The sequence below is a fragment of the Natrinema gelatinilyticum genome (assembly GCF_024266705.1).
In the GTDB taxonomy this organism is placed as follows: Archaea; Halobacteriota; Halobacteria; order Halobacteriales; family Natrialbaceae; genus Natrinema; species Natrinema gelatinilyticum.
This window is the reverse complement of record NZ_CP100756.1, coordinates 1,056,036-1,078,231: the sequence shown is the minus strand read 5'-3', so window position 1 is coordinate 1,078,231 and position 22,196 is coordinate 1,056,036. Positions and strand designations below refer to the sequence as shown.

At 63.9% G+C, this 22,196-nt stretch carries 21 protein-coding genes and 1 pseudogene; 14 read left to right on the top strand and 8 right to left on the bottom strand.

Annotation, left to right across the window (positions count from 1 at the left end):
• Positions 1 to 138 precede the first annotated feature (138 nt).
• The 7 genes from NJU76_RS05275 (at position 139) to NJU76_RS05245 (ending at position 9,820) form a co-directional block, all read left to right on the top strand.
• Positions 139 to 1,074, top strand: coding sequence for a phosphatase PAP2 family protein (locus tag NJU76_RS05275; protein ID WP_254531748.1), 936 nt, complete (start codon positions 139 to 141; stop codon positions 1,072 to 1,074).
• Between the two features lie 47 nt (positions 1,075 to 1,121).
• On the top strand, positions 1,122 to 2,033 hold the full coding sequence (locus tag NJU76_RS05270) for a hypothetical protein (protein WP_254531747.1): 912 nt from the start codon (positions 1,122 to 1,124) through the stop codon (positions 2,031 to 2,033).
• A gap of 112 nt (positions 2,034 to 2,145) precedes the next feature.
• Positions 2,146 to 3,735, top strand: coding sequence for a sulfatase (locus NJU76_RS05265; protein ID WP_254531746.1), 1,590 nt, complete (start codon positions 2,146 to 2,148; stop codon positions 3,733 to 3,735).
• 224 nt (positions 3,736 to 3,959) lie between these two features.
• Positions 3,960 to 4,256 (top strand): Hsp20/alpha crystallin family protein, encoded by a 297-nt coding sequence (locus NJU76_RS05260; protein ID WP_254531745.1) that lies wholly within the window; start codon positions 3,960 to 3,962, stop codon positions 4,254 to 4,256.
• 112 nt (positions 4,257 to 4,368) lie between these two features.
• On the top strand, positions 4,369 to 5,739 hold the full coding sequence (locus NJU76_RS05255; RefSeq protein ID WP_254531744.1) for a WD40/YVTN/BNR-like repeat-containing protein: 1,371 nt from the start codon (positions 4,369 to 4,371) through the stop codon (positions 5,737 to 5,739).
• Positions 5,740 to 6,021: 282 nt separating this feature from the next.
• On the top strand, positions 6,022 to 7,188 hold the full coding sequence (locus NJU76_RS05250) for a GNAT family N-acetyltransferase (RefSeq protein WP_254531743.1): 1,167 nt from the start codon (positions 6,022 to 6,024) through the stop codon (positions 7,186 to 7,188).
• Positions 7,189 to 7,267: 79 nt separating this feature from the next.
• Positions 7,268 to 9,820: a heavy metal translocating P-type ATPase gene (locus tag NJU76_RS05245; protein ID WP_254531742.1), complete on the top strand. Its 2,553-nt coding sequence runs from the start codon at positions 7,268 to 7,270 to the stop codon at positions 9,818 to 9,820.
• Between the two features lie 40 nt (positions 9,821 to 9,860).
• Here the strand turns inward: NJU76_RS05245 and NJU76_RS05240 are convergent, their stop codons facing one another.
• Positions 9,861 to 10,379, bottom strand: coding sequence for a TIGR03668 family PPOX class F420-dependent oxidoreductase (locus tag NJU76_RS05240; RefSeq protein ID WP_254531741.1), 519 nt, complete (start codon positions 10,377 to 10,379; stop codon positions 9,861 to 9,863).
• A 53-nt stretch (positions 10,380 to 10,432) separates the two neighbouring features.
• Here NJU76_RS05240 and NJU76_RS05235 point away from each other — a divergent pair, with 53 nt between their 5' ends.
• Entirely contained in the window at positions 10,433 to 11,380 is a 948-nt protein-coding gene (locus NJU76_RS05235) for an MFS transporter (RefSeq protein ID WP_340681228.1), read from the top strand.
• A complete protein-coding gene (locus tag NJU76_RS26705; protein WP_340681227.1) occupies positions 11,380 to 11,730 on the top strand; it encodes an MFS transporter in 351 nt (116 codons plus the stop codon). The genes NJU76_RS05235 and NJU76_RS26705 overlap by 1 nt, the downstream gene beginning before the upstream one ends.
• Before the next feature lie 273 nt (positions 11,731 to 12,003).
• On the opposite strand, the gene NJU76_RS05230 is transcribed toward NJU76_RS26705, so the two are convergent.
• The 3 genes from NJU76_RS05230 to NJU76_RS05220 form a co-directional block, all read right to left on the bottom strand.
• Complete coding sequence (locus NJU76_RS05230) at positions 12,004 to 12,456, bottom strand: response regulator (RefSeq protein ID WP_254531740.1); 453 nt, start codon at positions 12,454 to 12,456, stop codon at positions 12,004 to 12,006.
• Between the two features lie 167 nt (positions 12,457 to 12,623).
• On the bottom strand, positions 12,624 to 13,010 hold the full coding sequence (locus tag NJU76_RS05225) for a DCC1-like thiol-disulfide oxidoreductase family protein (RefSeq protein WP_254531739.1): 387 nt from the start codon (positions 13,008 to 13,010) through the stop codon (positions 12,624 to 12,626).
• Between the two features lie 76 nt (positions 13,011 to 13,086).
• Positions 13,087 to 14,724: an FAD-binding oxidoreductase gene (locus tag NJU76_RS05220; RefSeq protein WP_254531738.1), complete on the bottom strand. Its 1,638-nt coding sequence runs from the start codon at positions 14,722 to 14,724 to the stop codon at positions 13,087 to 13,089.
• Positions 14,725 to 14,868: 144 nt separating this feature from the next.
• Here NJU76_RS05220 and NJU76_RS05215 point away from each other — a divergent pair.
• A pseudogene (locus NJU76_RS05215) lies at positions 14,869 to 15,306 on the top strand (hypothetical protein); the annotation flags it as partial.
• Between the two features lie 240 nt (positions 15,307 to 15,546).
• On the top strand, positions 15,547 to 16,662 hold the full coding sequence (locus tag NJU76_RS05210; protein ID WP_254531737.1) for an MBL fold metallo-hydrolase: 1,116 nt from the start codon (positions 15,547 to 15,549) through the stop codon (positions 16,660 to 16,662).
• Positions 16,663 to 16,812: 150 nt separating this feature from the next.
• Here the strand turns inward: NJU76_RS05210 and NJU76_RS05205 are convergent, their stop codons facing one another.
• The 3 genes from NJU76_RS05205 to NJU76_RS05195 all read right to left on the bottom strand — a co-directional run bounded on the left by NJU76_RS05205 (position 16,813) and on the right by NJU76_RS05195 (position 18,836).
• Positions 16,813 to 17,514 carry a DUF2270 domain-containing protein gene (locus NJU76_RS05205; RefSeq protein WP_254531736.1) on the bottom strand — a complete coding sequence of 234 codons (702 nt, stop codon included), beginning with the start codon at positions 17,512 to 17,514 and terminating at the stop codon, positions 16,813 to 16,815.
• 177 nt (positions 17,515 to 17,691) lie between these two features.
• Entirely contained in the window at positions 17,692 to 18,201 is a 510-nt protein-coding gene (locus tag NJU76_RS05200) for a metal-dependent hydrolase (RefSeq protein ID WP_254531735.1), read from the bottom strand.
• A complete protein-coding gene (locus tag NJU76_RS05195; protein ID WP_254531734.1) occupies positions 18,201 to 18,836 on the bottom strand; it encodes an OB-like fold-containing membrane protein in 636 nt (211 codons plus the stop codon). Before NJU76_RS05195 ends, NJU76_RS05200 begins: the two co-directional genes overlap by 1 nt.
• A 246-nt stretch (positions 18,837 to 19,082) precedes the next feature.
• Between NJU76_RS05195 and NJU76_RS05190 the strand changes: the two genes are divergently transcribed.
• The gene (locus NJU76_RS05190; RefSeq protein ID WP_254531733.1) at positions 19,083 to 19,457 is read left to right on the top strand and encodes a RidA family protein; all 375 of its coding nucleotides are present in this window, start codon (positions 19,083 to 19,085) and stop codon (positions 19,455 to 19,457) included.
• Between the two features lie 252 nt (positions 19,458 to 19,709).
• Here NJU76_RS05190 and NJU76_RS05185 read toward each other — a convergent pair whose 3' ends face one another.
• Positions 19,710 to 20,888 carry a mandelate racemase/muconate lactonizing enzyme family protein gene (locus NJU76_RS05185; protein ID WP_254531732.1) on the bottom strand — a complete coding sequence of 393 codons (1,179 nt, stop codon included), beginning with the start codon at positions 20,886 to 20,888 and terminating at the stop codon, positions 19,710 to 19,712.
• Between the two features lie 173 nt (positions 20,889 to 21,061).
• Here NJU76_RS05185 and NJU76_RS05180 point away from each other — a divergent pair, with 173 nt between their 5' ends.
• Together NJU76_RS05180 and NJU76_RS05175 are read left to right on the top strand one after the other, a co-directional pair.
• Positions 21,062 to 21,580: an IS630 family transposase gene (locus NJU76_RS05180; RefSeq protein ID WP_254530415.1), complete on the top strand. Its 519-nt coding sequence runs from the start codon at positions 21,062 to 21,064 to the stop codon at positions 21,578 to 21,580.
• The gene (locus NJU76_RS05175) at positions 21,544 to 22,080 is read left to right on the top strand and encodes an IS630 family transposase (RefSeq protein WP_340681236.1); all 537 of its coding nucleotides are present in this window, start codon (positions 21,544 to 21,546) and stop codon (positions 22,078 to 22,080) included. The genes NJU76_RS05180 and NJU76_RS05175 overlap by 37 nt, the downstream gene beginning before the upstream one ends.
• Positions 22,081 to 22,196: the final 116 nt, after the last annotated feature.

The window sequence follows — 22,196 nt, the reverse complement described above, 5'->3', positions numbered from 1 at the left end:
CTGGATGACTCTCCCTCGAGCCGAAACGATGCGTCCGTTCGACCGCCGGAACGATGGGTTCGACTCGTCCTCCGGAACGTGTATGGTGCTCTCTCTCACCGGAACCGTTTATGTATCCAGTCGCACGTAACGTGGACTATGACTCGCGGGTTAGACTGGTTCGACGCGTTTCGAGAGATTGCGCCGGACTGGAGCGTCGTCCTGCTCGGGCTCGTCACCCAGCTCGGCGATGTCTGGTTTCTCGGATTGCTCGTCGGGACCGTCTACTGGACCGACAGAACGGACCGCGACGAAGCCGCCGCTATCGTCGGGATCATGCTCTCCGGGTTATCGCTCATCACGGCGCTGAAAGCGGCCTTCGCGCTCCCGAGGCCGGAACGCGTGCTCGTGGAGGTCGGAACCCTGCCGGAGCTGGTGCGGCCGCTATACGAGGCGACCACCACGGCGACCGGCTACGGATTTCCGAGCGGCCACGCGCTCATGTCGACGGTCGTGTACCTGACCCTGGCCGAATACTGGTCCGTCGGCACGCGTCGTCGCCGGTATCTCGTCGCGACCTCGGTCGTGATCGCCGTCTGCTTCTCTCGCATCGGTCTCGGCGTTCACTATTTCGTCGATGTCGTCGCCGGAGCGGGCGCCGGGCTCGCGTTTCTGCTCCTGATCCGTCCGCTGCTAGACCGGTATCCGACCCACCGCGGCACGCTCGCTTTCGCTATCGCGGTCGGGACTGCTACCGTCGCCCTCGTCGTCTCCGAGATGACTCCGGACGCCGTCCTCTTGTTCGGCGCATCGCTCGGGGCGTTCGCTGGCTGGCAGTTCGCAGTCCTCGCTCGAGCGCGGGAGGCGGGTCACGGCCCGATCCGAACCAGCCGTCCGCTCACCGCCAGAGCGATCGGCGTGGTCCTCTCGATCGTCGTCCTCGTCGCCGTGACGACGTTCTTCGGCCCCGTTTCACTGGCGGCTCAGAGCATCGCGCTCGGTGCCGTCGCCGCGACCTTCGTCGCAGTTCCCGTCGTCTACAGGAGCGAGCAGGTCCGAAACCGAGGGCGACGGTCGCCGACCGGCTTACGGTGAGGTGACGTCTTCGGAGACGATACGTGCGTCCACCACCGATATGCTAGATGAACCGTCACGAGCTCGTCGACAGCGCCACCGTCACCGTCAGCGCACTGGCGCTTCGAGGAAACACGTTCTTCTCACGGAGCCTCACGAGCCCGCATACCGGTGATGCAGTTTCGGACACGTCGGTCACGCTCGATTCGGTGAAAATTTCCGGGAAGCGGGCCGTCGTCGCCGAGACGCCCGTAGGTCGGTTTCGAAGTGCGTATCTCGCTTGGCAGTGGCACGGCGACGATGACCCGACGCTGATCTACCACCACGGGAGCGGCGAGGATCCGTTCGATTTCGGTCAGTTCAACTCGAACTCGTTTAAGCGGTTGTTCGCGGCGGCGGCCTGGGACGTTCCCGCGAACGTGATCGCCATCCGTGCACCGTTTCACGACCGATCTAGCCTGGACTACGCTCGTTCGATGGGAGACCTCGCGAATTTCGTCGGGATGTGCGCGACCTCGACGGTCCTCGTCGATGTGCTGGCCAGGAGACTACGTGATCGCGGACACCCTGCGGTGGTCGATTCCGGTCTCAGTCTCGGCGGCTGGATAACGAACCTCCATCGTGCGTCCTTCGGGACGGCAGACGGATACGTCCCTCTTTTCGCCGATGCGTCACTCGGTGAGATGTTCGTTTCCTCGGTGTATCGGAAGATGACCGGGCCGAGGGCACGGGAAAATCCCGATCGACTTCGGGCGGTGCTGGATTTCGATCGCATGTTCCTCGAGAATAGGGCCGCGGACTGCACGCCACTGCTCGCACGGTACGACCGAATCATCAAATTCGAAACGCAACGGCACTGTTACGATGGACTCCCGCTTGCCGTGATCGAGAAGGGGCACGTCACTGGATCGCTCGCGACCGACCGTCTTCGGGAGTGCGTTCGAGAGGGACTTGCGGGGGCGACTCCCCCGCGATCGTAGCTCGCTCCGGTCGAATTGGTGGCGCGTTTTCGGCGAATCGCCGATATCCCTGTTTGTCACCCTGCATACTCCGGGGCTGTGACCTTCCCCATGTGACGTTGAGGAAAGGTATATGTCGGAATCCAACGGACGTGACGGCGAGTCACATAGTACTGTGCGGAACGTTGTTTTCGTCGTTCTCGATACGGCCCGCGCCAGGAGCGTCGGGATCCAGTCGATCGCGGACGAACGGACTGCGGTGGGGGCCGGTCGAACTGAGACGAGTCCCACTCTCGTCGACCGAGACGTCTCGAGTGTGGACCGAGCGAACGCAAATCCGACGCCGACCCTGTCCCAACTTGCCGATGAGGGAACTGCGTTCACGAACGCGTTCGCGACGGCACCCTGGACGTTGCCCTCCCACGCATCGTTTTTCACTGGGATGTTCCCCTCCGAGCACGGCACGCACGGCGGCCACACTTGTCTCGACGACGACCTTCGAACGCTCCCCGAAGCGTTCGCAGACGCAGGGATTCGGACGATTGGTGTCTCGAACAATACCTGGATCACCGAGGAATTCGGCTTCGACCGCGGGTTCGACGACCTTCGAAAGGGCTGGCAATTCATTCAATCCGACGCCGATATGGGGGCGGTCGTTCGCGGTGAAGATCTTCGCGAGAAGATTGCGGCGGCTCGAAATCGACTCTTCGACGGCAATCCGTTCGTCAATGCGGCTAATATCCTCTACAGCGAGTTGCTCCAACCGACGGGCGACGACGGGGCTGCCCGGTCGACGGACTGGATCGCCGACTGGCTCACCGACCGCGAGGACGACCGGCCGTTCTTTCTCTTTTGTAACCTAATCGAACCTCACGTTCAATACGATCCGCCGAAAGAGTATGCGAAACGCTTTCTCCAAGACGACGTCAGTTTCGAAGACGCGACAGCGATCCGCCAGGATCCCCGCGCATACGACTGCGAGGACTACGATATTTCCGATCGCGAGTTTGCCATGCTCCGCGGACTCTACCGGGCCGAACTCGCCTACGTCGATCACCACGTCGGCCGGCTCAGAGCCGCACTCGAGGCGGCGGGCGAGTGGGACGACACGCTATTCGTCGTCTGTGGCGATCACGGTGAGCACATCGGCGAACACGGGTTTTTCGGACACCAGTATAATCTCTACGACACGCTCCTGCACGTCCCGCTCGTCTGTCACGGCGGCCCCTTCACCGGCGGCGGGCGACGGGACGACCTCGTTCAGCTACTCGATCTCCCGGCTACGATGCTAGAGACGGTCGGCATCGACGACCCCGAACTCCGCGAGCAGTGGTCGAGTCGGTCCGTCCACCCCAACTCCGACACGGAGCCGCGCCACGCCGTCTTCGCCGAGTACGTCTCCCCCCAGCCCTCGATCGACCGCCTCGAGGAGCGCTTCGGCGAGATTCCGAATCGCGTTCGCGAGTTCGACCGGCGGTTGCGGGCGATCCGAACGGCCGAGTACAAGTACGTCCGCGGCGACGACGGCTTCGAGCGCCTCCATCACGTTCCGTCCGATCCGCTCGAGGAGACGGACACCAGCGACGATAACCCACAGCGCGTGCGGGAATTCAGCCGGCGACTCGAGGAACAATTCGAACCGCTCTCGGAAGCCGAGAAATCGGGTGAGGTAGCGATGCGCGAGGGGACGCAAGAGCGGTTGGCGGACCTCGGCTATCTTTAAACAGCGAGAGAACCGCGTCCTTGAGGACGGGCGTGAATTGCATCACTCGACGACACAACCGGTGACGATTGCAGACTGGATATTCAACGCTAAACGCGTCCATCGCTGTTCCACGTTCGGGACTCGCCACCGAACGTGAATTATAACGAACGTCCCCGACGACGGTATCAAACGTACAATCGTACACGCGGAAGTGTTTGCAACAGCTGTCGAAACGCGGTTCCGTGACCCCCGCTCTGCCTTTCGAAACGGCGTCGTTCCCGTTCCCGGTGCAACTCGTCTTCGAGGAATCGGCCGACCGTCTCCGCGTCACCGTCGACGTCGCCCCCGCCACAGCCGACGATCTAACGGTCGAAGTCGGCTCGAGTCGCCTCCGTATCGCGGTGAATGACGGCCCCGATATCGCCGATTGTACGCTCACGCCGCTCCCGAGTGACCTCGCATTCGGTGACGATCGGCACGCGACCTACAACAACGGTGTACTCACGATCATCCTCGAGACGCAGGCACGCCGCGGGTGATCCGAGTGCGGTAATCGATGACCCTCGCGAGTCGCCGCCGCTGGTCGCGGTGCCAGCAGTGCGCTTTTGCTCGCGAGTCCGATAGATGGACGCAAGCCGCGAGGGTCCACCAATGGCGACACACGATTCGCGCTCTGTCGACGGATTCCTTTCGTTCTTTCGCAGCTACACGAAGACGTGGATCCACGCGGTCGCAACGGCCGGTATGACCGCCTTTGGAACGCTGACGATCGTCCACCGCTGGTTCGTCGTCCCTGCGATCGCCTCGTACGTCCTGCCGCCGATCGTGCTGTACCTGCGACAACCGTCGGCGGCGGAGACAGAGCAGGAGGAGACGGAGCGGGAGGAACGGAAGGAACGGACCGGGCCTGCGGAGCGAACGGAACGAACGCCCGAAGATGCCGATCGGGTTTCGGGGGAACGGACGGCGGTCGTGACGACCGAGGAGGACACTCGAGTGACGGAACCGGGACCGGAGCGTCTCGATCGAGGATCGACGACGGACCGCTCAGTGACGGACTCCGGGACCCCACCAGCCGAAGCTGACGAAACAGCGCCCGATCGAGTGGAGGAGCTCGAGCGTACTCGCGACTGGACCCTCGTCGACGTTCCCACGGAAACGACGCTCAATGACGTCAGCGTCACCGAAACCGGTTCGGTTTACGCGGTCGGCGACGACGGACTCGTTCTCGCCGCTGCGCCCATCGAGGATGGCGCCGAAAGCGAGTGGTCGATCGCCCTTGCGGACGGACCGGCCGCTGCAGGCGAAGACCTCTCCGGGGTCGACGCCACGTCCGATGGCGAGACGGTCTGGGTCGCGGGCGACAGCGGCGCCGTTGGTCGACTCGAGACCGATACCGGCCGCCACGAGGACTTCTCCGCTCCCGCGGGGATCACCGACAACTGGCCCGGGGTCGCCGTCGGCGGGGTGAGCGGCGACGAAACGATCCTGTTGATCAACGGTTCCGGGGAGGTCTATCGCGGGCGCTATGGCGACGGCGACGTCTCGTGGGACGATCCCGTCACGCCAGGGGACGGCTCGAGCCTGAGCGGAATTGTCCTCGCTGACGCGTCGGTCGGCTATTGCTGTGACACGAACGACGGCGTCTTCGAGACGACCGACGGCGGTCGATCGTTCGACGGCATCGGCCCCGTCGGCGCCGGCGGAACGCTCGAGAGCCTCGCGACGCTCGGGCAGGACGACTGTCTGGTGAGCGACGACGACGGAGTCGTCCACCGCCGCGGAACGTCGACGTGGACTCCCGAGCGGGTCGGCGAGGAGGCCGTCTGCGGGATCGTACGCCGCGAAGGAGAGACAATCGCCTGCGATGCGGACGGGGTGATCTACGAGCGGGATTCGACAGCCAACTGGGAGCGGGTCGAAGTTCGCGCACCGGAATCGCTGTTGGCCGTTTCCACCGATTCGGCCGGCAGGCGTACCGTAGCGGTCGGCGAGAACGGGTCCGTCGTCGAACGGCGCTAACCCGGCACGCGGAGGCCGGTCAGCACGAGCGGATTTTTCGTGAGAGGTCGCTGTTCCGCGTCTCGTGTCGTTCTCGATGAGTCAGAAAAGCGAACCAGCGGAGACCCACACGCAAATGTGCTCGCTCGACAGTTTTCTACGCCGAGGGGTTTGTCAACCTGTCGAAATGGGCGTATTCAAGGCGAACCAGTATTCCGCCTTCGAACGAACTACTACTACTCACGACCACACAGCGGGGCGTCTCGAGTTCGCCCCGAACTCGGGCGTGAGTCGTTCCTGACCATGAACGCACCTCCACGCACGGCGTCACAGTACACCGTTCGGGCGTTCGAGTCCGACGATCGAGCGGCGTTCCTGTCGCTGTACGAAACGGTGTTCGGTCACGTCAGAAGCCCCGGGTGGTTCCGCTGGAAGTTCCGCGAGAACCCGTACGTCGATCACGTCCCGATTATCGTCGCGACCGTCGACGGCGATCCGATCGGCTTCCGGTCGTTCTTCGCCCAGGAGATGGCCCTCGGCGGAATCGTCCGGACCGCGTTTCAGCCCTGCGATACGATGGTTCACCCGGACCACCGCGAACGCGGTGTGTTCGGTCGCATGAACGAGCGAGCGATCGAGCGCTACACGGACGGCCCACCGTCGTTTTTCTTCAATTTCCCAAACGAGAACTCGTTGCCTGGGAACCTCGCATACGGCTGGCAGAAAATCGGAACCGTCCCCGCCTACTATCGGCCGCAGAACCCCGTCGACGCCTTCGAGGAGCGGACTGTTGATGGCCCGTCGGCAGCCGCCACGGACGGACGCCCCATCAAAGCGGGGCCGATCAGCGACCAGCGGCCGACCGAACCCGGTCGCTCGAGCAACGGGCTCACGGAGACGCTCGAGGGAACGATTACGTGTGCCCATCGTGCCGGTGACCGGTTGTTCGTGGACTCCGATGACGAGCTAGGTATCGAATACTACGAGACGCCACCGGCTGAGACGCTCGCGGCGATCTATCGGCGGTCGATTCCCGACGAGATTCACACGAACAGGACGGCAGAGTTTTACCGCTGGCGGTTCGCCAATCCGGCTCGCACGTATCTGACCTACGTTGCTCGACGGGACGGCGATCCGGTCGCCGCGCTCGTCGTCTCGACCGGCACCGATCGCGCCCGAATCGTCGAGACGCTCCCACGGACGATCGAGCCCGAACAGCCGGCGCTCAACCGCCTCCTCGTAGCGGCGGTCGACGACTACGCCGACCGCCGCTATCTCACCGCGTTCGGTGAGACGATGCCGTCACCGCTTCGATTCCGGTTCTACCCGGATACCCGACTGCCGCTGTCGGCGCTGGTTCGACCGACGTCACGGACCCTCCTCGCACGCGATCTTGGGGAGGGTCTCGGCCTCGAATCCAGTCCGATCGATGCGTGGACGTTCTCGCGACTCGATCTAGATACGACGTGACGGCGGCCGTCCCTCGCGTTCCTGCCGGCGATCGGTCGGATCGGTCACCGTTATTGCCGTCGAACCCGCAGTGGCGATTGTGAGCGATCGACGCAAAGGGAGCGACCGGCCAGACCGCTGTCGGCTATGCGGGGCGACGCTGTCCCAGCAGGACGGCGGGTCGATGTCGGACGACTTCTGTTCGACCGGCTGCCGGGACGTCGCTGTAGAGTACGGCGTGAGCGACGACGGAACCGAACTCGTGTCCTCCACCGCCGATCCGGGTTCGACCGGGAGTGCGGACGACGAGCGGCGGGTCGAACTCGACGGAGCGGTCCGCACGTTCGTCCGGGTCGACGGCATGCACTCGGCGACCTGCGAGGCGTTCCTCGAATCCGTCGCCGAGGATCGTGACGGCGTCGTCGAGGCCGAAGCAAGTTACGTCACGGAGACGATCCGCGTCGATCACGATCCCGACCGGATCACGGCGAGGGCGCTCCAGAACGCGCTGAGTACGCTCGGCTACACGGCCTACTTACGGGAGGACGCGACCGCCGACGAGGGGACGGGCGGGACGCGGCGCTCCCGCGAGATGTCCGGCCTCCGAAAGCGCCGCGCCGACGACATGCTCGAGATGCGGTACGTGGTCGGAGTCGTCTTCGGATCGTTCCTCCTGCTTCCGTTTGTCGCGATTCTCTATCCGATGTTTTTGACGTCGTTTACCGACTGGGGCGCGATCTCGCACTTCGAGAACGCGTTCACCGGCTTCAGCGGGACGTTGTACCTTCCCCTGTTCGTCGTGTTGACAGGGGCGATCCTCTACCTGACCGGCGGCCCGCTCTTGCGGGGGGCCTTCGTCAGCCTGGAACTTCGGCGACCGACGACGGATCTGCTCGCGGCGCTTACCATCGTCAGCGCGTACCTCTATAGCGTCATCACCACCGGTCTCGGCGGAACACATCTCTACTTCGATCTGACGGTCGTCGTCGCCTCGATCGTGATGGGCGCCACGTACTACGAGACGACGGTCAAACGACGCGCGACGGATCGACTGACCGACCTCACCGTCTCACAGGTCGACACGGCCCGACTGTACGCCTCGGACGGGTCGACGACCGAACTTCCCGTCTCGGACCTCGAGTCGGGCGATCAGGTACTCGTCCGCGAGGGCGAGCGCATTCCCGTCGACGGGACGCTTTCCGAAGGCGAGTGTGCGGTCGACGAGGCCGTGGTGACGGGGGAGTCGCTCCCGGTTACGAAACGCGCGGGTGACGAGGTCGTCGGCGGCTCGGTCGTCACGACCGACGCAGCGATCGTCGACGTCGGAGAGCGGACGACCAGCAGCATCGAGCAACTGACGCAGGTGGTCTGGAACGTCCAGAGCGCGGACCACGGTATCACGCGCCGAGCGAACGAAGTCGCCGCGGTTATCGTCCCGATCGTTCTCGCCGCCGCCGTCCTCGTCGGCGCGATCACGATCCTGGCCGATCCGAGCGTACAGAGCGTCGTGATGGCCGTCTTCATGACGTTCATGGTTGCGAGTCCGTGGGCGCTCGGCTTCGCGACGCCGTACACCGTCGCGACGAGCCTGCAGGAAGCCTTAGAGCGTGGGGTCGTCGTCTTCGACGAGACGATCTTCGAGCGCCTGCGCGCCATCGACGTCGTCGTGTTCGACAAGACCGGAACGCTCACCAGCGGCGAGATGACCGTCCATGAGGCCGACGCGCCGGACGAGTTGCTCGAGGCCGCTGCGGCCCTCGAGCGGCGTGCGGCCCATCCGGCGGCGGCTGCGATCGCAGCCGCCTTCGAGGCCGATGCGGAGCGCGATCGGAAGAGAGGGAGTGACCGTGACGGTGACGGCGGCCCGCACGATACGACTCGCGCGGACGGCGGTTCGGCCGCGTCCAGCGGGATGGACGTTCGAGACTTTCACACTCACGCGACGGGTGTAGAGGGTTCCGTCGACGGCCGGACGGTGCTCGTCGGCCACCCCGACCTCTTCCGGGACCGCAATTGGACGCTCGGCGACGCGCTCTGCGAGCGGATCGACGCCGCTCGAGCGGCCGGTCGATTGCCGGTCGTCGTCGGCCGGGACGGCAAGGCGGAGGGAGTCGTCATCGTCGGCGACGACCCCCGCGAGGCCTGGGACGAGACCGTTGCGGCGCTGGACGAAGACGGAATCGACGTCGTGGTGCTGACCGGCGACGATGGGACGGCCGCCGACGTCTTCGATCGGCATCCGGGCGTCGATCACGTCTTCGCCGGCGTCTCGCCGGAGGGAAAGACTGCGGCCGTCAGGCGGATGCGGGCCGACAACCGGGTTGCGATGGTCGGTGATGGGACCAACGACGCGCCCGCGCTCGCTGCGGCGGATCTCGGTATCTCGTTGGGAAGCGGTACCGCGCTCGCCGCCGATGCGGCAGACGTCGCCATCGCCGACGACGACCTCGCCGCAGTCGAGCGGGCGTTCGCGCTGGCGACTGCGGCCCGAACGCGCATCAGGCAGAACGTCGGGCTCGCGTTCGTCTACAACGCACTCGCGATCCCCGCCGCCGTTCTCGGAATCGTAAACCCGCTCGTGACGACCGTCGCCGTCGTGGCGGGAGCCCTGCTCATCGTCGGAAACGCGGAGCGGTCACTCGTCGGGGAGTGAGAACTCCCGACTGTCGAGTCGCCCGTCACCGCGTTCGGCATCAGTCCGACTCGAGCGCGCCCCACGAGACAGTCCGGTCCGCACGAATCGAGACGATCGGCCGGTCGCCGAGGTCGTGCGCCGCGTACTGATCGTACTTCGTCTCGAGCGCGGCCACGGCGGCGTCGTGCAGCGCCGAATCGGCCGGCTCTCGCATCACAGCATCGGCGGCGGAATTCGCCGCGGTCTCGGGCTCTACGATCCGTGCTCGACCGCGGACCTGGACCCACGCGAGGCGCGACCAGTCCGCGCGGTATCGGTCGACCAGCACCGTCACGTGCGGGTTCACTCTCACGTTCCGCACTCGCTGTAGAGCGCTCGTCGTTTTCGGCTTCTCGTCGATCGCTGAGACGAGTTCCGTTCCGTCCGTCGGATCGGTCGCGTTCGTTGAATCGATCACGTCCTCGCGCTCGAGGAGCGCGTAACAGATCGGCACCGCGTGCGGTCGTCCGTTGCCGTCGACAGTCGCTAACGCGGCGACACGACCGCGTTCGAGAAACGCCCGTTCTGCCGGTGTCACGGGACGATCGACTACGCCACGATAGAAAGGTTTCCCCCACCCCGGCTCTCTCCGTGAGAGGCTACCGCGACGCGAAGATACTCGGCCCACCGCTGCCCATCCACGGACGGATGACTGGACGGATGGATCGGCGACGGGCGTACGGGACCGTCGTGGTCGGGACGCTCGGTTACACCTGCTTGATGTTCATCTGGTTTTCGCTACCGGCGTATCTCTCCACGATAATCGACGAACTCGGGCTCTCGGGCACGCAGGCTGGGGTGGTCGCGGGAGCGGTCTCGCTGACCTACATCCCGATCGCGCTGGCCTCAGGGATGGTCGTCGATCGAGTCGGGCCCGGCCGGAGCCTCGCGGCTGGCGTTCTGATTTACGGTGTCGCCCAGATCGGCCGAAGCTTCGCGGTCGGATTTCCGTCGCTACTTACGAGTAGCGACGCTACTGATCAGCGTCGGCGCGACGGCAATCACGTTCGGGTTGCCGAAACTCGTCTCGGTGCTGTTCCCGCCCGCCGAAACCGGCTTCCGTCCTCGATCTATCTGGTAGGGGCGTCTGCGGGAACGGCGAGCGCCTTCGCCGTCGGTCGGCCGATTCTGGGTCCGCTGCTCGGAGGATGGCGCGCCCTCTTCTTCTGGAGCGGGATCGTTGCCATCGGGTATGGCCTCCTGTGGTTCGTCGCCGCGCGTCGGCTCCGCATCGACGCCCGAAATCGCGCAGCCAACGACGCCGAGGCGGCCGCTTCGTCGATTACCCCCGCTGCCGTTCGCCGGGACCTCAAACTGGTTCTCACCCATCGGGAGCTGCAGCTCGTGGTCGTCGTGGGGACGATGTACCTGTTGATCGCTCACGGGATGCAGGGGTGGCTCCCCACCCTGCTCGAGGCCCGCGGATACTCGGCGGATCAGGCCGGTCGGACGACGAGCCTACTCGTCGTAGCCAACGTCGTCGGCGTCCTCGTCGTTCCCGCAGTCGCAGACCGATCGGCGCGCGTCAAACGGCCCTGATGGTCTGCGGAGTCGTCGCCACTGTCGGCGTCTCTGGTGTTCTCGCCAGCGACATCGGCCCCTTGCTCGTCGGTAGCGTATTGGTCACCGGATTCGGCGTCGGCGGGCTTTCTCCGCTCGTCCGGGCCATCCCACCAGACCTTGAGGGAATCGGCGCGCGGCTGACCGGGACGGCCGTCGGGTTCATCTTTGCCGTCGGCGAGATCGGGGGCTTCCTCGGCCCGGTGCTCGTCGGCACGCTTCGTGACGTCACCGGGTCGTACAGTTCCGGACTCCTCGTCCTGGCCTCGGGAGGGGTCGTCGTCACGGTCGCCGGGGGTGCGTTGCGGTATCTGTCCGATAGCGAGTAGCCGTTCGCACGCGTCGCCTCTCGATGCCCGGTCCCCCCTCTCTGCCGCCCAAATCGTCCGTCCGGATCGCAGCGGCGGCCGCGACGATGCGGCGCGTTCGCTCGAGGGCGAGTGATACCCACGGTCCGCGGTCCGCAGCTTTCAATCTGCAGTCCACAGTCCGTCACTTCCGAAAGTCGGAGTCAGGGCGGCGTCAGCTGCCCGCATGATCGGACGTACAGCGAGTTCGGTTCCGACCGGCTGCGCTCACGGGTTCCGGGTTGCGGATGGCGCTTACATGGGTGCTGGCGGGTGACGTGCCGTCTCGATCCAGAAGTCTTCGATCGCCTGCGCCATCGAATCGAATTCCATCGGGCCGTCTGGCTTCGTGAGGTATGCGTTCGCGTTCTTTTCGTAACTCTTGATGATGTCCTCTTCGGTCTCCGAACTGGAGAGAATAAGCACGGGTGGCGGCGGGTAGTCGAACTCCTCGTCGAGCGCATCGAGAACCGCGAACCCGTTGGTCTGCGGGAGGTTCAAATCGAGGAGAACGAGATCGAGATCGCTCTCCGATCCCTCCGAGTGAAGCCGGTGAACGCACTTCGCGGCCTCCGCTCCATCGCTAATGGTGTGGAATTCAATCTCGCTGTCCGTCGATTTGAACGCCTCTTCGGTGAGACGAACGTCACCGGGATTGTCCTCGACGAGCAGGAGATCTATCGGTTCTTCGGGGGTGGTATCACTCATACTGTTCGTTCTCGCGTCAGGCGCGTAACGATCACTCCTACGTGTTTGGGGTCTCCCGGCTATTTCAAGGGTCGAGTATCGGACCGTTCTCACAGCCCGATGGGCCCGTCAGCGAACAGCCCGATGGGCCCGTATCCGTGACGAACAGGCTCGTGCGAACGGGCCGGTCACGTATCGTCGGAGCCGCGGCGCGCCGGCGGCCTCCTCGAGAAAAGTTTGCCCCACTGGTCGCGGTTGTTCGCGACCCAGCGGTACAATCGCTTCCGGAACCGTTCGTAGTCGTCGAACTGTCGGAGGAAGTCGACGACTTCCCCGGCGGGCTCAACGATGTCGGTGCGGACCAGCGCCTGTTCGATCGACGCGCCACAGGAGTATACCTCGTCTCCGGTCACCAGATGTGCACAGTCCTCGTACTCGGCAGGCAGTCGCTCGCGAACGGTGCCGTCGAGGTCGCTGAACCCGACGAGACGCACGTCCGTTCGCTCGTCGACGTACTCCGCCCACCACGTACAGAACCCACAGTCGTCGTCGTAGACGAGTGTCGCTTCTGTCATCGGTGTTCGTACGGACTCGAGACACAAACCCCTGACTCGATGAACGGATCGGGTGCCCACCGGTCGGCTCACCGTCTCACCCGCGTTCGGGAGGATCGACGAGGACGCCGGGATTCATTACGCCCGCCGGGTCGAGGACGCCCTTTACGGCGCGCAGAGCGGTTCCGTAGTTCTCCGGTATCTGCGCCGCGTACCACTCCCTGTGGTCCCGACCGACGGCGTGGTGGTGCGTCGGCGTCAGGTCGTATTCCATGACGGTGTCGAGTCCGGCCCGTTTGATCCGCTGCCACTGTTCGATTCGTCGGTCGGGATCGGGGTCTCCCGGCGCACGGAACGTGTAGTAAACGGCGGGGCCGTCCGGATAGACGTGTGTAAACCGGGTCGAGACGTGTCCCATTTCGCACTCTGACTCGACGGCATCGGTGACGGCCGCGAGCATGGCCTCGTGAAACCTTGGGAAGCGATCCCACGTCACCGCGGTCTCGACGGTTCCGCCGACGACGCAAAGCGGAACGTCGGTACTCCCGGAGGCGCCGAGTTGAAACGCAGTGCCCCATCGCGCGACGTCGCTGTCGTCCGGCCGGTCGCGGCCGTAGCCGGGACCGTAGTGATCCGGTCCGTCCGGACAGACCCCGCCTTCCGTCTCGCAGATTTCGAGGGCTCGATCGAGGGCCGCGTCGGTCGGCCGATCGATGGATTCGAACCCCAGAACGACGAGGTCCTGTTCGAGGTCGTCCATCCCGTAGAGGCTCGTCTCGACCCGGTCGTGGAGGCGGCAGTTCGCCGGCGTCAGTTTCGACTGGACGATCCTACGAATCGCCGTCGCGGCCTCGAGAATCCCGTCGAAGTACACCGCTGCGTCCGATCGGTACGCCGGTCGCGGTTCGACCTGCATCCACGCTCGCGTGATGACACCGAGGCTCCCCTCAGAGCCACAGACGAGCCGGTTCGCGTCCGGGCCGGCACCGTGGGCAGGGAGTCGCTGCGTTTCGAACGTGCCCGCCGGACAGACCATTCGGACGCTCTCGACGAACTCGTCGATATGGGTGTACCTGGTGGCGTAGTGGCCGCCGGATCGCGTCGCGATCCATCCGCCGAGTCCCGAGAGACGATACGACTGCGGGTAGTGGCGGAGGTGCAGTCCGTACTCGTCGAGCTGGTCGTTGATATCCGGCCCCAGGGTTCCGCCCTCGATCAGCGCCGTCCGCGACGTCTCGTCCACCTCGAGGACCTCATTCAGGTCCCGGAGATCGAGCGCGAGCGTTCCCGCGTATCCAGTACGGACGTCACCCGACGGTGGTCCCGTCCCTCCGGCGACGCCGGTTCCCCCGGTCACTGGCGAAACGGCGACGTGCTGCTCGGACGCCCACGCGAGTATCGCCTCGACCTCGGAGTCCGTCGTCGGACGGGCGACGATATCCGGGGCGGGGGTGAAATCGCCGTGGAACGCCCGGATGGTCTCCGGACGGGCCATGCCGTACGTCCGTCTGGCCCGGACCGCTCGATCCGACGAACAGCAATCCGCGAGGTGATCCGGTATCTCGATCGCCGGGTCGGGAATCGTCGCCTCGGCCAGCGGGACGGGCTCGAGAACGGGGCGTTCCGGAAAGCCGAGCGCCGACTCCAGATACGCCTTTCGCTCGCGGAGTTCGTCCTCGTCGATCATCTCGCCTTCGAATCCCCACCCCCAGCGACTCCGCGTCTTCGAACTCATCGCGCCACCTCGATAGCCGGTGCAGTCGATCGAGGGCATCGTTCCCACGGAATGTCACGACAACGCATGGTCGGAGCGACCATGTCAATCGGAATAAGTGCTGTGCCAAGTTCGACTCGTCGGCTTCCCTGATCGCCAGAAGAGATCGGCGGTGGCTATCCCGATCTCGTCGGGGTTCGCTCCCTCGAGTCCGACCTCCTCGCCGTCGAGCGTCTCGGCGACGAACCGCCGCTGATCGCGGTCGAAGCGAAGGGCGAGACGAGTGGCGGCGTCGACACGCGACTCGGAATCGTCCAGGCCTACGACAGACTACACGAGGCGAATGCGGCATATCTCGCCGCGCCGGTGCGTTCGGTCTCCGAGACTGACCGGACACTGGCGCGAGAGCTGAACGTCGGCGTCCTCGGTGTCAGTTCGGCGGGCGACGTCTCGGTGCTCGAAGTACCTCGCGTCGTCGGCAACCGGACGACGACGGAGGCGCGGGCGCTCCGATTTCAGGCGAGTGCGCAGGGTGTCGCGAACAGATCGTTCGGGTTGCATCACCCGAAGAATTACCTCGGTTATCCGCTGGCCCACTACGCGATCCGTGGTATGCGATTCGCGCCGTCTCCTCGAGAACACGCCATGCTGTAGACCGCCGCCTAGATCGATCGAAGCCCTGTCGAAACGACCGCAGAAGTACTTCCACCTGGCGTTCATACGGGCCGATCGGATTCGCAGGGTGACATGTATCGGTTCTCGGACCGAACGGGGCTCCGAGCACTCGATGAGATTCGGATTTGCGGTAGACTTTTCTTGCGCTATCGTATATTATTGGGTGTCATGAGCAATACTAGACAGGCTGACCCGACGATAAGCCCCGATGAAGTAGCGGCCCGACGAGAGGACGATGACCTGTTCGTACTCGACGTTCGTAACGAAGACGACTACGAGGAGTGGCATATCGAGAACAGCGTCAACATTCCAATATACGACGAGTTGCTCAACGACGAGTTCGGCGGTCTGGAGGACTCTCTCGATGAGATTCCGGAGGACAAGGAGATCGCCGTCGTCTGTGTCGCCGGCGTCACGTCCGCATCCGCTGCGGAGTTCCTCAGAGAGCGGGGCTACGACGCGAAATCGATGGACGACGGGATGAACGGCTGGGGACGCGTTCACGTCACCTACGAACTCGAGGCCGTCGACGGCGTCACGCAGATCGTCCGCCCGGGGACGGGCTGTCTCTCGTATCTCGTTTACGCCGACAACGAGGGCGTGGTCGTCGATCCGAGTCTGTACCTCGAGGAGTACCAGTCCGTTGCGGACGACCACGGAGTCGAGATTGTTGCCGCAGTCGATACACACGCACACGCCGATCACGTCAGCGGTGGTCGTCCGTTCGCCGACGAGCGTGATGTCCCGTACTATCTCCACCCGACTGATGCGGGCGAACTCGACGAATACGAAGCGATCGAAGACGGCGACGCGATCGCCGTCGGCGACCGTGAACTCGAAGTGATGCACACCCCCGGCCACACACCCGGCAGCGTCTCACTTACCTGGGGCGACGCGCTGCTCTCGGGAGACACGTTGTTCATCCGGAGCGTCGGTCGGCCGGACTTAGAGGGGAGCGACGAGACGGACGTCCGCGAGGCGGCGGCCGAACTCTTCGACAGCCTCGATCGGCTCACCGACCTTCCAGACGAAACGGTCGTCCTTCCAGGTCACATGAGCGACGAGGAGATCCGACCGCTCGCGACGACGCTCGGCGACCTCGTCGCGGACAACGAGCTCGTCGCCGTCAACGACCGAAATGCGTTCGTCGATACTATCGTCGACGGCCTCTCCGACGAACCGGCGAACTACAACCAGATCAAGGCGATTAACTGGGGGAAAGAACCGCTGACCGACGAGGCAGCGTCCCTCGAGTTGGGTCCGAACAACTGTGCCGCGAGTTAACCGTTCGATGTGACGTCGATGGTCGCACCACGGACCGCTCCGATACCGGCGGTCGAGACGCGTCCCGCTGCGATAGTGGCAGTCGAGGCCTATCGGCCCTGTTCCGCGACGCAGTCGGCGGTGCGACCGATCGATTCCGTCGATCGGAGGCTACTTCTTTCGAAGATCTTCCGTCATCAGTTCCGTTTCCGCGAGCCACGTCTTCCGGTTGAGCGCGATGACGAACAGTCCGAAGTAGCCAAGCCCGACGATGGCGGTGACGACGCTCCCCGGAATCTGTCCGATCGCTGCACTTTCGGGCCACGGCAGGTTGGCGAACGCTAAAATGCGAAGCACCCACGCGCCGAGCAAGACCGAAAACAAGGGAAGGTAGACGCGGCGAAGGCGGTGAGCGATGGCCTCCATCCGCGAAACCTTGAGCCGGGGCTCCCGATAATCCTTGCTGAGTTTCACCCGCCAGTCCCGGTCTTCCAGCCCCTGAGACGGATCGAGACCGTACGCGAATACGTTCTTCTGTAACGACCGCATCCGCGACCGCCAGATGTCGTACCCACGATACCGTCGCGCCTCGATAATCATAAAGACACAGAGGATCGCCGTCCCGGCCAGCAGTACGTAGTGCGGGTTCGTTTCGCTCGAGAACGCCCAGGTGAGGATGGCCGCCAGGATGATGACGGCCCAGTTCGTCGTGCGATCGAGGCGTTCGCGCCAGAAGCGCATCCGGTGAATTTCGCCGCGATACAGGTGGGCCATCGCTCCGCTGGGCCCCATTTCCTCGTCGAGAAGGCCGCGGCCGACCTCTCGGTGCTCCTGGTCGGTCGCATCGACCTCGTCGTTCGAACTCCCGCTCATCGGGTCGGTTTACGACAGGGCCGTATAATCAACCTGTGGATCGAGTATACTCTCCCTCGAGTGCCACGACCCGGGGTCGTTTCGGGAGAGACCGGTCCGTAGCCGGTAGAGAACTGCGGACAGCTACTGCAGACGGAACGCCACGGCGAACCGCCGCCGCCAAACCGACTGGTACCGTTACTCTACGTGACGCAACCACGCGGCGGGCGCGTACCGGCGCACTCCCCACAGAACGGCGGCGACCGACCCCGAAACGATCGCGGGCCAGCGGTCTGTACTGAGGTAGAGATCGAGAGAGGGGAGCCGGTAGGCACTGATCGGGAAGAAGACGGCGTAGGACTCGCCAGTCGCCGTCAGCAACATAACGTCGAGTGCATGATGAGAGACAGCGCCGATAGCGATCAGCACGATCGTCTGGCGCCGATATTCGGGAGCGACCAGAAGCGATCCGAGGAGGACGACGAGTACGGTGCCACCGACGGTGTGCAGCGGCGACCACGAAAATGGGACGCCCAGGAGGTACTCGACGAACTCATCTGGAAAAAAGAGCTGAATTTTCACCAGATCCGGTGATAGCGCGCCACCCATTACCAGGCTGACCTGTGCCGGTCGTATCGTCTCGTCTCTGAACGAAAGGAGCGTCCCGATGCTGTAGCCGACCAGGACGTGCGTGAGGAGATCCGGCATCACCGATCACCGCCGTCTCGGGATCTGCCTGTATTCGATCGCACCCCGCGTCTCTCGCTCGAGCCGTCGGTTATCGCCGTCCCACCTTGCGCCACACTGCGGTCAGCATTGCGCCGGCCGCCGTCCGTCGGCGACGTGGAACGGGGGACGAGCGCGAACCGATCGACGTCGAGTCGCCACCTGCGGACCAGGCGGCCGAGAACCCAGCACCCGGCAACGAACGAGACGACCACCATGTACAGGGTGTCTCGCAGCCTGTCGGTGACAGTGCGGTCCGCGACGAGCGTGGATTCGTCCTCGAGTGTCCCGAAAGCCGTCACGCGATCGCCCGTCTCGAGGGTGACGCTCGAATGCTGGAGGGTCTCGTGTGCACCGACTACTGTGAATCTGCCGTACCCGCTGCGCTGTGTCGCGATTACGACCGGGTCCGTCTCGACGACGATTCCGCCGAGCGCGACACGGTCGCCGACGTAGGCCTCGCGGTTCTGCGTTACGTCGACTTCGTCCGGATAGCCCCTCTCGAGTGGTTCGACGCCGGTTGCGCCGGTCCAGTACACGAGACCGAGCAAGGCCGCGAGGAGGACGATACCGGCGAGGAGTCGGCCGACCTGACCGAACGGTTCGCGTGGGGGCATCTACTCGGTACAATTCAAGCTGCAACCATAGACGTTGTGAAGGGCAGTCCCGGCCGACATCGGGTTCTGTTTTTCCGAGACCGAACTACCTTCACGGGCGCAGACACGGGTTCCGCTACCTCCGGCGGAACGAAAGGCGGGCAGTATGCCGTTCGTCACGGGAGCCCTCGGGTGTGCTCCCTGGACAGATCTTCGGAAGCCTCCCTCGGCGCGAAGCTATAAGATGGCTTCCGAGAGGGACGTACCATGGAGCAGATTCATACCGACGCAGTCGCACCCAGCACAGCCCCACTCTCCCAGGCAATCGAGACGAACGATCTCCTCTTCGTCTCCGGGCAGGTTCACCGGGCCCTCGAGGGAGAGTTACTCCAGGGCGATATCGAGACTCAGTCGAGACAGGTACTGGAGAACGTGGCTGCCATCCTCGAGGAGGCAGGTGCCTCGTTCGACGACGTCGTGAAGGCGACGGTATTTCTGACCGACGCGGACGACTTCGAGGCCTTCAATCGCGTCTACGAGGAGTACATCACCGAACCGTACCCCGCGCGGAGCCTCTTCGCCGTCGAGGCGCTCGCCCTCGAAGAACTCGACGTCGAGATGGAAGTGATCGCTGAGGTCTGAGCGAGACGCGACGCTGCCCGGAGAACGGACGGATGACGACTTTCGACAGCCGTCGCGCGTTTGATCGACACCGACAGCGTCGCGGTCACTGCCGAGCGAAGCGACACGGCCTCGAGCGGTCCGCACGCGTTCCCCTCCCTGTGCGAGTACGTCGATGGCTTCGATTTCGAACTGGCCGACGCAGCGATGGGCCACATCTTCGCACGCTGCGTCAGTCTTCCGGTCCGTACACGGGAGTCAGCTCCGACGGTATCAGAACACGTATTCGGGCCCCTCGATGTACTCGAAGCGGTCGCAGACGTCGTCGCACAGCGTGAACCCAAGTCCGGGACGGTCCGGCGCGTGAACCGTCCCGTTCCGAACGTCGAACGATTCCTCGAACAGTTCGTCCAGCAACGTCGTATCGCCCTGTGGAACCTCGAGGAGATGGCAGTTCGGCAACGCCAACGCGGCGTGCATGCCCGCAGCGAAGAGGACCGCGGAACCGAACGCGTGGGGCGCTATCCGAGCACCTTCGGCGGATGCCAGTGCAGCGATCCGGCGCACTTCGGTGAATCCGCCGGCTCGACAGAGATCCGGTTGAACGATGTCCACCGCATCGTGTGCGAAGAGGTCGTGGAAGTCGAACCGGGTGTGTTCGACTTCCCCCGTGGCGATCGGAATCTCGGTCGCGCGTCGCACCTCTGCGAGCCGGTCGTGATTGTCCGGCGAGACCGGTTCCTCGAGCCACGCGATATCGTACTGTTCGAGTCGACGAGCGAGTTTGATCGCTGTCGGCGCATCGAGCGATCCGTGGGCGTCGAGCATGAGATCGGTCTCGGAGCCGATTCCGCGCCGGGCCGCCTCCACGCGTATGCGCGTCTTCTCGATCGAGAATCCTCCCTCGCCGACGACGCGCATCTTGACGGCGTCGAAGCCCTGGTCGACGTACTCGCCGAGTTCCGTTTCGGCCTCCTCACCGGGTGCCCAGCCGCCGCTTGCGTACGCCCGAATCGAGTCCCGAACCGGGCCGAGTAGCTCGTAAACCGGTTCGCCGAGTGCCTTGCCCTTGACGTCCCACAGCGCGATATCGACGCCCGCAATCGCTTCCATTGTGATTCCGCGCCGATCTGCTCGAGGTTGGGAGTAGCCCCGGTCGATCGCCGGGGCGAACCGGGGACCGTTGTACATTTTTTCCCAGAGCCGTTCGGTGTACGTCGGGTCCTCGCCGATCAACATCGGCTTCAGGTCGTCTTCGATGACCGCTTTTATCGCGGTCGGGACGCTGGTCGGAATCGCGAGCGCCTCGCCGATACCGGTGATCTCTTCGTCGGTCTCGACGGACACCAGCAGCGCGTCGTTTTTCACCTTGGTGCCGAGATCGGTTCGATGCTGCTCCGACTCCGGAATCGGGTGTGATAGCGGGACCGCGCGGACGTCGGTGATCTCCATGGTAGACTCTATCGTAGACGCAAATTAACTCTTGTAGGGGTGAACACATCACGTATATTATATTACGCTTCGTCTGACCGACACTGCATGAACCGAGACGGTTCACGACCTGATCCGAAACGCTATAGGGATCAGCACTCTGGTTCATATCTTCACGGTGCGTAGAGACGGGTATGACCGGATGGGGAAAGAAGCTGGCTGATGTCGATGAGGAGCAGTTGCGCCAGCAACTGCGCACGGAAACTGATCCAAAGGCAGTCAAACGTCTGACCGTTGCACTGCTCTACGCCGATGGCTCTTCTCCATACGAGATCGAACGTCTCCTTGGGATCCCCGCACAGACCGTTTACGACTGGATCGACACTGTCGCCGAGCGCGAGGGCGTCGCGCTCGGCGACCTCCCTCGTGGCGGGAGCCGTCCTCGCCTTACCGACGACCAGTGGGACGAACTGACGGCGACGCTTCAGGCGCCGCCGTCAGAAGCTGGCATCGACGCACCAGCCTGGAGACCATCCCTCGTCCGTGAATACATCGCCGAGAACTTCGGCGTTAAGTATTCTCTCGCGCACATGTACCGCCTGATGAAAAAGGCCGGGCTGTCGGTCCAGACAGCCCGGCCGATTCACTACCAGGCTGACCCAGAAGAACAGCGACGCTGGCGTGCGGAGTTCAAAAAAAGTGGCCGACGCTGAAGGCTGAAGGGTATCGAATCGTCGCCATCGACCAACACACGCAGAAAGTCGCAACCGAGCAAAAACCCGATTGGTTCCCGGTGAATTCGCGCCCGAGACTGCCGGTCTCGGGCGCTCGTGAGAAGGTGAACATGCTCGGAGCAGTCACCGACGACCGTGAGCGCTTTGTTGCTCTGACGTCGAATCGGTTCAACGCTGAAATCGCAAAGCACTTTCTTCGGGCGATACAGCACGAGTTCGGCAAGAAGCTCGCCATTGTCTTGGACAATGCGAGCTACTTCATCGCGAAGACGCTGAAGAAGCAGGCCGCCGCAGACGGCCTGCTTCTGGAATTCTTGCCGGCGCATTCGCCGGAAATGAACCCGCTCGAAAACTGTTGGCGACAGCTCCGTGAGGGCCGAGCCAACCACCTCTTTCGAACACTCGATGACGTCAACGAATATCTCTCAATGGCTTTGCCAGCACTCAACTCACCGCAAATCTATGAGTATCTCTGCTAATCACTATAGCCTGACAACCAGACTACGGACAACGCAGGCCTTTGCGGACCACGTCAACCGCGTGTTCGGCCGTATCAGCTCGGACAATCCGCAGCACCGTTCAGTACCGCGTGCAG